This window comes from Microcoleus sp. Pol12B4 (genome assembly GCF_036701385.1).
Lineage (GTDB): Bacteria > Cyanobacteriota > Cyanobacteriia > Cyanobacteriales > Microcoleaceae > Microcoleus.
In genome coordinates, this window is the sequence record NZ_JAUBQR010000062.1 from 20274 (window position 1) to 30479 (window position 10206).

7 protein-coding genes are annotated in these 10206 nt (G+C 45.2%); 3 read left to right on the top strand and 4 right to left on the bottom strand.

Translation table 11 applies throughout. The features are described 5' to 3' along the window. Positions 1–14: 14 nt before the first annotated feature. From QUA38_RS11255 to QUA38_RS11270, 4 genes are all read right to left on the bottom strand, one after another. On the bottom strand, positions 15–1319 hold the full coding sequence (locus QUA38_RS11255) for an Nramp family divalent metal transporter (protein ID WP_333161765.1): 1305 nt from the start codon (positions 1317–1319) through the stop codon (positions 15–17). 196 nt (positions 1320–1515) lie between these two features. Beyond that, positions 1516–3507 (bottom strand): heavy metal translocating P-type ATPase, encoded by a 1992-nt coding sequence (locus QUA38_RS11260; RefSeq protein WP_333161767.1) that lies wholly within the window; start codon positions 3505–3507, stop codon positions 1516–1518. Positions 3508–3724: 217 nt separating this feature from the next. Next, positions 3725–4159 (bottom strand): VOC family protein, encoded by a 435-nt coding sequence (locus QUA38_RS11265; RefSeq protein ID WP_333161769.1) that lies wholly within the window; start codon positions 4157–4159, stop codon positions 3725–3727. A 183-nt stretch (positions 4160–4342) separates the two neighbouring features. Continuing rightward, entirely contained in the window at positions 4343–4852 is a 510-nt protein-coding gene (locus QUA38_RS11270) for a TIGR02652 family protein (protein WP_006631343.1), read from the bottom strand. A gap of 101 nt (positions 4853–4953) precedes the next feature. Between QUA38_RS11270 and QUA38_RS11275 the strand changes: the two genes are divergently transcribed. The 3 genes from QUA38_RS11275 to QUA38_RS11285 all read left to right on the top strand — a co-directional run bounded on the left by QUA38_RS11275 (position 4954) and on the right by QUA38_RS11285 (position 10126). After that, positions 4954–5511 (top strand): gamma carbonic anhydrase family protein, encoded by a 558-nt coding sequence (locus QUA38_RS11275; protein WP_333161770.1) that lies wholly within the window; start codon positions 4954–4956, stop codon positions 5509–5511. A gap of 340 nt (positions 5512–5851) precedes the next feature. After that, positions 5852–8263: a GH116 family glycosyl hydrolase gene (locus QUA38_RS11280; protein WP_333161772.1), complete on the top strand. Its 2412-nt coding sequence runs from the start codon at positions 5852–5854 to the stop codon at positions 8261–8263. 429 nt (positions 8264–8692) lie between these two features. After that, positions 8693–10126, top strand: a complete 1434-nt coding sequence (locus QUA38_RS11285; protein WP_333161774.1) for a protein adenylyltransferase SelO family protein — start codon at positions 8693–8695, stop codon at positions 10124–10126. Positions 10127–10206: the final 80 nt, after the last annotated feature.

The following is a 10206-nucleotide window of genomic DNA, read 5'->3' on the forward strand; positions in this document are numbered from 1 at the left end:
TTAGCCTCAGATTGCTAGAAAATGGTTTGTAATAACAGCCAACTATTTAATCCTACTATAATACTAGCCACTAACCAAGCTAAGCCTTTCAGCCAAAATGGATTCACAAAATCTCCCATTAAGTTGCGGTTTGAGGTAAACATTACCAAGGGAATTACTGCAAAGGGTAATTGCAAACTGAGAATCACTTGACTGAAAATCAGTAAATTAGTTGTACTACCTTCCCCAAACAAGATAATTACGATCAAAGCCGGCACAATTGCAATCAGTCGAGTTAGCAAGCGCCGCAACCAAGGTCGCAGTCGAAAATTTAGAAACCCTTCCATCACAATCTGTCCTGCTAAAGTTGCGGTCAAGGTTGAGTTCTGCCCCGAAGCCAATAAAGCAAAGGCAAAAATTGCACTGGCAGAACCCACGCCCAGTACCGGAGAAAGCAGTTTGTAAGCATCTTGAATTTCTGCTACTGCTTGATAGCCGGAAAAATGAAAGCTGGCAGCAGACAAAATCAGAATAGCTGAATTAATAAACAAAGCTATTGACAGCGCTACGGTAGAATCAATTGTGCCAAATTTAATTGCTTCCCATTTTTTATCAGCAGTTTCTTCCCAAGAGCGAGTTTGCACGATCGATGAATGCAGGTAGAGATTGTGCGGCATCACAGTTGCCCCCAAAATACCAACCGCAATATAAAGCATTGCCTGATTTTGCAAAATCTCTAGGCTGGGAACATAACCGAGTAAAACTTCTGCGGCATCTGGTTTGGCAAAAATTATTTCTGCGATAAAGCAACCGCCAATAATTGCAATAATTGTAATCACCAAAGCTTCGATATAACGAAAGCCTTTTCCTTGTATAAATAACACCATTATCACATCTAGTGCAGTGATGCACACTCCCCAAACTAAGGGAATGCCAAACAGCAATTGCAGTCCGATCGCACTACCAACAAGTTCAGCTAAATCGCAAGCAGAAATAGCAATTTCACAAAGTATCCACAGAAAAAAACTGACTCGCGGACTGAAATAATCTCGACAAGCTTGTGCCAAATCTCGTCCCGTTGCCACTCCTAAACGCACGCAGAGTGATTGCAGCAAAATTGCCATCAAATTAGATAGCAAAATCACACTTAATAGCTCATAGCCAAACTTTGCTCCCCCTGTTAAGTCAGTCGCCCAGTTTCCGGGATCCATGTAACCCACTGAAACCAAATATCCAGGCCCTGCGTAAGCCAGCATTTTACGCCAGAAACCTTTGCTGTTGGGAACGGGGATGCTGCGGTGGACTTCAGGAAGGCTGGGCCTATTTTCCGAGTCAGTCATTGGTTTTACCGTTCAATATTTTTCATATTTTTTTCATAATATGACAAATTCCGCTAAATTTGATCGGTCGTATAGCTCAAAATCCGCCGGAGTCACCGTATAAATTAAGTTGTGTATATTTTGAGGTTGAACTGAGGTGCGCGCGATCAACTATGATGAGGTCGATCGACAAAAATCACTCTTATCTGCGAATACTCTATTTCAAAACTCTAGTCGCATTGAAAATAGCTGCTAAAGCCACCCCAACATCGGCAAAAACTGCTTCCCACATGGTAGCTAACCCAAAAGCACCCAAAGCAATAAATATGCCTTTGACTAACATGGCAAAAATGATATTTTGCCAAACAATATTGTGAGTTTTTCGGGCAATTTTCATGGCTTCAGCCACCTTTGACGGTGCATCTGACATAATTACAACATCGGCAGTTTCGATCGCCGCATCGGAGCCCAAACCCCCCATCGCTATGCCCACATCAGCTCTAGCCAGCACTGGTGCATCATTAATTCCGTCCCCCACAAAGACAATTTTATCGCCTTTTTTAGATTGACCGATCAGTTTTTCGATCGCCTCGACTTTTCCTTCGGGTAATAACTCGGCTAAATAGGAATATAAACCGAGCTTTTTCGCAACACTATCGGCTACAGCTTGATTATCTCCTGTGAGCATCACGATTCGCTCAACTCCTAATTTCTTGAGGTCGCGAATAGCCTGTACTGCGTCTTCCTTAAGCTCGTCAGCAATCAAAATATACCCAGCGTAGCGGTTGTCTACCGCTAAATGTACGATCGTACCTTCAGCATTGCATACATCGTGAGCAATATTTTCTCGGTGCAGCAAACGGTCATTTCCTGCCAGCAGAATTTGATTATTTAATTTTGCCCGGATGCCATGTCCCGCTATTTCTTCGTAATCTTTCACATCCGATGAATCTATTTTTCCGCCGTAAGCTTCCAGAATAGATTTCGCGACTGGGTGATTGGATTGAGATTCTACTTTAGCCGCTATTGCCATTAACTCTGTTTGGGAAAAGCCATTCAGAGGAACAATTTGGGCTACTTTAAAAACTCCTTTCGTTAGAGTTCCGGTTTTGTCCAAAACAACTGTCTTGACTGCTGTCAGGGTATCTAGAAAAGTCGATCCTTTAACCAAAATACCGCCCTTGGCTGCACCGCCAATTCCCCCAAAGTATCCGAGAGGAATGCTAATCACCAATCCGCAAGGGCAGGAAATAACTAACAAGACTAGGGCGCGGTAAACCCATAAAAAGCGATCGGCATTAGTTGCTTCTGAAATGAACAAAGGCGGAATTAAAGCCACTGCTAGCGATGCAAATACTACAAAAGGCGTGTAGTAGCTGGCAAATTTGGTGATAAATTTCTCTGTTTCAGCTTTTTTGCTTCTGGCATTTTCTACTAATTCCAGAATGCGGGAGATTGAAGATTCGCCGAAGAGTTTGGTAACTTTGACGGTGACAACTCCTGTCTGGTTAATTGTTCCTGCTAAAACTGTTTCTCCAACTTTTACAGTTCGAGGTACTGATTCTCCAGTTAGTGCAGATGTGTCAATCTGAGAGTTGCCGTCTATAATTTCACCGTCTAAGGGAATTTTTTCTCCCGGTTTGACAAGGATGATATCGCCGACGGCTACGGTTTCTGGCGAAACTTTTTTGATGTCGTCATTTGCTTTGAGGTTGGCGCTGTCTGGGCGAATTTCTAAAAGCGATCGAATTGATTGACGCGATCGCCCAACGGCAAATTCTTGAAAAAGTTCTCCGATTTTGAAAAACAACATCACCCCGACTGCTTCAGGGAGTTTGTGAATAGCGACAGCGCCGAGTGTTGCGACAGTCATTAAGAAATTTTCATCGAAAAATCGACCTCGCAGAATATTGCGCCCCGCAATGGTTAAAACATTCCATCCGCTTAAAAGATAGGCTGGGATGAAAACCAGATATTCACCTATAGAATAGGGCGTGTCGTGCAGTTTTTCTTCAAAAATTAAACCGCCAACAAATAGTACAACAACCAATATAACAGGAACCAATTCTTGATTCAGGTTGAAATCTCCGTGGCCGTGGTCGTGGCCCTGGTCGTGGCCCTGGTCGTCATGGTTATGATTCTCATGGCTGTGTTCGTGGTGGTGGTCGTGACTACAGCAGCCGGAATCGCTCGATTTGGCTTTTTGCATGGTTTTTCCTGGGCTTATTCTAACAAATGATAGTATGAATAGATATTCATATTATAGAGTCAAAAATAAAATCTACTAGATTTTGAGTTGAAAATCTAGTAGATTTTATAAAAATATTGTTAAGTTGGTAGGGAACGTTATGAGGGATTAAGAGTAATAACTATTCTCAGTTTCCGATTGAGAGAGAGAATGATTATCCATAGTCGTTAGCGATTAACTAATTAAGCCGCCGGATAAATTCTAAAGGCAAACCATCAGTATCGGCAATAAAAGCTACTTCGTAAACATTTTGCCCGATCGCCTGTTGAGTCGGTTCTAATAAAACTTTCAAAGCTTGAAACTGGTTTGGTTGGTCTTTAGCAGCTTCTTCAAACCGTTTTTTCAGAGACTGCAACCAACTAGGTAAGTCAGTTGTCGCCTCCGTTAAATCGAAAGATAAATGATAATATCCAACATAATGCTCGTCTCCGAAGGCATCCGGTGCGGGTTTTGGTTCTGGGATTTGAATGAGTTCGATGCGTCCGTTGAGACCTTCCATCCAACAGGCTAGAGTGTAACCAGTGGTAAAGCGATCGCTCACAGTAAATCCCAACTGTTCGTAAAAGGCGATCGCCCGGTGAATGTTAGCAGTGCGAATCGAGGCGTGGTGCATTCGATTTTAGATTTTAGATTTTAGATTTTAGATTGGGGAATTGGGAATTGGGAATTGGGAATTGGGAATTGGGAATTGGGAATTGGGAATTGGGAATTGGGCATTAGGCATTAGGAATAGGAACTGACTAATGACTAATAGCTAATGACTAATGACTAATGACTACTGACTAATGACTAATAACTATTCAAACAACCGAAAATAGGGATATCTAATCGGAACTCCCGGCTCTTTTTCCAAATCAAAATTAATCACTTCCCAGCAAGGGTCCTCTTGGGGATCGGGGCTAAAATCCACAGGCAAACCGTACAGCCTCGGCCGCGGCGACTCCGACTGGCCTCGCCAAGGCGTGCTGCGTTCCAAATAAGCGCTGATTAAGTCGCGATAGCGTTGGGCAACGATCACGCGAGTTGCTCGGTAGCCTTGAGTATAGAGTCGATCGAGCGCTTCGTGAATTTCAAACCGAATCCCGTCCGGGTGCGTGTGCTGGCGATACCATTCATTCTCCCAGCGGCGCCAGTGCCGCCCAGACTGAAGGTGAACCAGTTCCCCCGTTTTTGGATCTGCCTCAAATGCCCCGTGACGCGGACACAAATAGGTATCCGTGAGTGTTAAAGCCGGAATTGTTTGGCGACAGTGGGGACACTGAATTTCCGGGCCAAACATCGGGTATTGCAAGGCAACTTCAATCATTTATTTGCGTCCCAGCATATTTTCTCTGCAAAAGTCCCAAATACTTTTATTATATCCCGTATCAACAACCAGCTAATCTGCTAGAAGTATAACGATCACAAATGAGCAATCTCAACAAACCTCTGCCTGAACTTCCTTCCTATTGGCCCTTGCCCGATCTATCCCAAGCGGCTTTTGTCGCTGAAGGCGCTGTTGTGATCGGCAGGGTAGAGGTGGCTGCGGGCGCTAGTATCTGGTACGGGGCGGTGGTGCGGGCGGATATAGAGCGAATTGCGATCGGCTCAAGTACCAATATCCAAGATGGAGCAATTCTGCACGGCGATCCGGGGAAACCGACTGTTTTGGAAGATTTCGTCACAGTCGGACACCGAGCCGTGATTCACTCAGCTTACATTGAACGGGGCTGCCTGATCGGGATTGGGGCGATCGTCCTCGATGGAGTCAGGGTAGGAACAGGCTCTATCGTCGGTGCAGGGGCTGTTGTCACCAAAGACGTTCCCCCTCACACGCTAGTTGCGGGAGTGCCTGCCAAGCGAATGCGGGATGTCTCTGAGGAAGAAGCGGCCGAGTTGGTGGAACACGCTAAGCGTTACGAAAAGTTGGCTCTGGTTCACGCGGGGAAAGGTTCTGATTTGGGATTTGCTGAGGTGAAGGAATAAAGTTTTCAGGATAGTCCAAGACGCCTAAAGACCTTCATAACCGGGTTTTTTGCGGTTTTTGCGGGCTGTAACGAAGTATTTTGAAAAAATCCCGGTTTCCGATCGCCGGTCCGTCCAGGACTATAAGACTCACTCTTAATGAGTTTTGTTGAGGTACAAGACTTACACATTTCAGGGAAAATCTGTCATTCTAAGCGTATCGAACAATCTCATAAATGCTAAACTACAGTAATGAAAATTAAGCAAAAAATTATTAATTTATAATTGCTTACACCGCCAAAAAACTCCTAAGCTTTGAAACATTCCTATATCGATAATCTAAAATCTAAAATCAATTGACATGAATAACGATCGCACATCTACTCCAAACATCCCCCCGCACACCTGGAAACGTCCCATCGGCCTCGGTTGGGAGAATCCCTATACAGTCCGCTACGCAAGCAATCTCGACGATGGCCCCTGGCATGGAATGCCTCTGGGCGGGTTCGGTGCCGGCTGCATCGGGCGATCGTCCCGCGGCGACTTTAACCTCTGGCACATTGACGGCGGCGAGCACATTTTTCGCAGTTTGCCCGCTTGTCAGTTCAGCGTTTTTGAAGAAACTCAAGGGAAGAAACAAGCTTTTGCACTGTCCACTGAACCGCCTACTGATGGCAGTTTATCTAGTTGGAAATGGTATCCCAAAAAAGGAAGAAGAGAAGAGTCAAATTCTGGGAGTTATCATGCTTTGTATCCGCGCAGTTGGTTTGTTTACGAAAATGTATTTCATGCTCAATTAAGCTGCGAGCAATTTTCGCCAATTTTGCCGAACAATTATCAGGAAAGCAGTTACCCAGTTGCCATGTTTGAATGGGTGGCGCACAATCCTACAGATGCGCCGATTACTCTCAGCATCATGCTGACTTGGGAGAATATTGTCGGTTGGTTTACTAATGCCAATAAGTCGCCGAAAGTGATGGTGCGAGATGATGGTAGTCCATTTTATGACTATCAACCTCGGTGGGGAGAAAGTGCCGGGAATTTGAATTTGTTGGTGGAAGATTTTCACCGCATCGGTTGCGTGATGACGCGGTTGACTGCTGAGGACGAACCGCAAGAGGGGGATGGACAATGGGCGATCGCAACTATTACTAATCCGGCGGTAGAAGTATTCTATCAAACTCGCTGGAACCCGGCGGGGAATGGCGACGATATTTGGCGCAACTTCTCTGCTGAAGGTTTCTTGTTGGATGACAGAGACGAGACAGCAGCAGCAGCAGGAGAACAGTTGGCTTGTGCGATCGCAGTTCGCTTTACTCTTCGACCGGGAAAAACCCGCAAAATCCCCTTTATAATAGCTTGGGATTTGCCCGTTACTGAGTTTGCATCGGGAGTTTGGTACTACCGCCGCTATACGGATTTCTTCGGACGCAACGGCAAAAATGCTTGGCCGATTATTCGCACTGCAATGAAGCATTCGGATACTTGGCGCGAAAATATTGAAGCTTGGCAAAAACCGATTTTAGAACGGAAAGATTTGTCAGATAGTTTTAAAATGGCGCTGTTTAACGAGTTATACGCCCTGACAGACGGCGGTACTCTTTGGAGTGCCGCTGACGAACGCGATCCAAAGGGTCAATTTGCGGTTTTGGAGTGCATTGATTACCGCTGGTACGAAAGTTTGGACGTGCGGCTTTACGGTTCTTTTGCTTTGTTGATGCTGTGGCCAGATTTGGAAAAGTCGGTAGTTTTAGCGTTTGCTAGGGCAATTTCTGCCGGAGACGATACGCCGAGAATTATTGGCTGGAATCAAGCTTCGGCTATTAGAAAAGCTGTCGGGGCGACGCCCCACGATTTGGGTGCTCCTAACGAACATCCTTGGGAGAAAACGAATTATACCAGCTATCAAGATTGCAATTTGTGGAAGGATTTACCTTGCGATTTTGTGTTACAGGTTTATCGTGACTTTTTGTTTACTGGCGGCACAGATTGCGAGTTTTTGAAGGAGTGTTGGCCGGCAATTGTTGAGGCTTTGGCTTATCTGAAAACTTTTGATGAGGATGGGGACGGAATTCCTGAGAATTCGGGAGCACCGGATCAGACGTTTGATGACTGGCAAATGCGGGGAATCAGTGCGTACTGCGGGGGTTTGTGGTTGGCGGCGCTGGAGGCTGCGATCGCGATCGGCGAAATCTTGGAAGATGCAGCACCGGAGATAATTCCTAACCCTCAAGCAAAGATAGCATTATATCACAGTTGGCTGCTACAAGCAAGACCGAGCTATCAAGAAAAACTGTGGAACGGTCAATATTACCGTTTGGACAGCGAGAGTAATTCCGAAGTGGTGATGGCAGACCAATTGTGCGGTCAATTTTACGCAAAACTGTTAGGATTGCCGGATATTGTGCCACCGGAATGTGCAGCCAGTGCTCTAGAAACTGTGTACGATTCTTGCTTTTTGAAGTTCAACGATGGCGAGTTCGGTGCGGCGAATGGGGTAATGCTGAACGGTTCGCCGGAAAATCCGAATGCGACTCATCCTTTGGAAGTTTGGACAGGGATTAATTTTGGGTTGGCGGCTTTTTTGGTACAGATGGGGATGGAGGATAAAGCGTTTAAATTGACCGATGCTGTAGTGAAGCAGATTTATGAAAATGGGTTGCAGTTTCGGACGCCCGAAGCGATTACGGCGGGGGGAACTTTTCGGGCGAGTCACTATTTGCGGGCGATGGCAATTTGGGCAATTTACGGGGTGTTGACCAATTTTAAATAAGGGACAAGGTATATAGCAATCCTTGCAAGAGTTGTAAATTTTTTACCCCACCCCAACCCTCCCCGAAGCCGCTGGGAGTCCGTAACAAATTCACAAATGATGTGAGGATTGTTATATTAGCTGGTGAATCCCACTAATATTAAAAATTAAGCATTAAACGCATTTTTAGCAAGGAAAACGGTTAATTTAACTCTTCCTAAAATTGACAGTAAAAATTTTTGCCCTCCGCGGAAGACACTAATATTTCATGCTCAAACTTTAGCTGTGCTAAAATTTTAAAATGAAACAGCCATGCTGGGGCCAGTAGTATCGAACTCGGCTATAAATGAGGGAGACAAAGGGTATGAGGCAATTGTTGATACCAATGCAGTCCGCACCTTACCCGTATATAATTTGGAGCGATCGACAATTTCAAGATAAAATATAAAAATGTCAAATCCCTTACTTTCCCTTAACTACGAACCCGCCCTCGAATCCCTCGGCGGCGACTATTTTGATGAAGTGCCTGCTGCCGATTTTCCGCAGCATATTCTCCGCTTCCGCAATGACCAATTATTGCCAACATTAGGTTTAGATCCCGCACAAGTAACCGACCAACATTTCATCGAAGCGTTTGGCAAATTTCATTGTGTCCGTCCCTTTCTCGCACTCCGTTACCACGGCTATCAATTCAACGAATACAACCCGAATTTAGGCGACGGTAGAGGCTTTTTGTACGGTCAAGTTCGCGGGAAGGACGGCAGACTTTACGACTTCGGCACTAAAGGTTCCGGTCGCACACCCTACTCGCGGCACGCTGATGGTAGACTCACTCTCAAAGGGGGAGTTCGCGAAGTTTTAGCCGCCGAAGCTTTGCACCGGTTGGGAGTTCGGACATCTCGCTGTTTTAGTTTAGTTGAAACGGGCGAGGCTTTGTGGCGGGGCGATGAACCATCTCCGGCGCGATCGTCCGTAATGGTGCGTTTCAGTCATTCTCACATTCGGTTTGGAACTTTTGAAAGATTGCACTATATCCGCCGCCCGGATTTAACTAAAAAACTTTTAGATTTTGTTATTGAATATTACTATCCAGAACTGCATTTAGAAGCAAGTAAAGCTGGGATCTCGCCTGCCGAAAAATATGCGCTATTTTATGCAGATTTAGTCAAACGAGTAGCCGAATTAGTCGCTCAGTGGATGGCAGCAGGATTTTGCCACGCGGTGCTAAATACTGATAATATGTCGATTACTGGAGAAAGTTTCGATTATGGACCTTTCGCTTTTATCCCAACTTACAAGCCGGAATTTACAGCAGCTTATTTTGACCATTACGGTCTGTATTGTTACGGCAATCAACCGTTTATTTGTAAGGGGAATTTAGAGAAGCTCCAGCAACCGCTAGCAGCCGCGATTCCTCAAGCTGATATGGATGCTGCTTTGGCAAAATTTGGCGAGTATTATAATGCAGCTTATCGGCAGTTGATGCTAAATAGATTGGGATTTGAGGATTTGCCAGAGGCGGAGGGAGATGAGTTGCTGAAGGTGACAATTAAAATGCTGGCGGAGTCTCAAGTTGAGTATCACGATTTCTTTTGGGAACTGCGAAGACAGTTCGATCGCACTTGGCGAGATGATGCTAGTCTAATTTTTGCTGAGGCGGAACCCGCGGACTTGATAGCACCTTGGCGGCAGTTTTATTATCACGTTTTGCAAAGTTTGTCTGCGGAGGATATGGATAAAATGGCGGACAAGCTGCTCCGGCACAATCCCGAACAATCCCTGTTGAGACCGACGATTGAGGCTGTTTGGGAAGCCATAGCTATTGAGGATAATTGGGAACCGTTTTATGAGTTGGTTAAACGACTTCAAGACCCGGAAAATTGATTGATACAGCGTTTTCCGCTGTTATGAGGTACAATAGCAACAGTTAGCAAACCAATTTCTTAAATGCTGAGGATTTATTA

Bases quoted from the DNA above. Each gene is read 5' to 3' on its own strand.
- QUA38_RS11255 (WP_333161765.1), bottom strand. From the start codon at position 1,319: ATGACTGACTCGGAAAATAGGCCCAGCCTTCCTGAAGTCCACCGCAGC.
- QUA38_RS11260 (WP_333161767.1), bottom strand. From the start codon at position 3,507: ATGCAAAAAGCCAAATCGAGCGATTCCGGCTGCTGTAGTCACGACCAC.
- QUA38_RS11265 (WP_333161769.1), bottom strand. From the start codon at position 4,159: ATGCACCACGCCTCGATTCGCACTGCTAACATTCACCGGGCGATCGCC.
- QUA38_RS11270 (WP_006631343.1), bottom strand. From the start codon at position 4,852: ATGATTGAAGTTGCCTTGCAATACCCGATGTTTGGCCCGGAAATTCAG.
- QUA38_RS11275 (WP_333161770.1), top strand. From the start codon at position 4,954: ATGAGCAATCTCAACAAACCTCTGCCTGAACTTCCTTCCTATTGGCCC.
- QUA38_RS11280 (WP_333161772.1), top strand. From the start codon at position 5,852: ATGAATAACGATCGCACATCTACTCCAAACATCCCCCCGCACACCTGG.
- QUA38_RS11285 (WP_333161774.1), top strand. From the start codon at position 8,693: ATGTCAAATCCCTTACTTTCCCTTAACTACGAACCCGCCCTCGAATCC.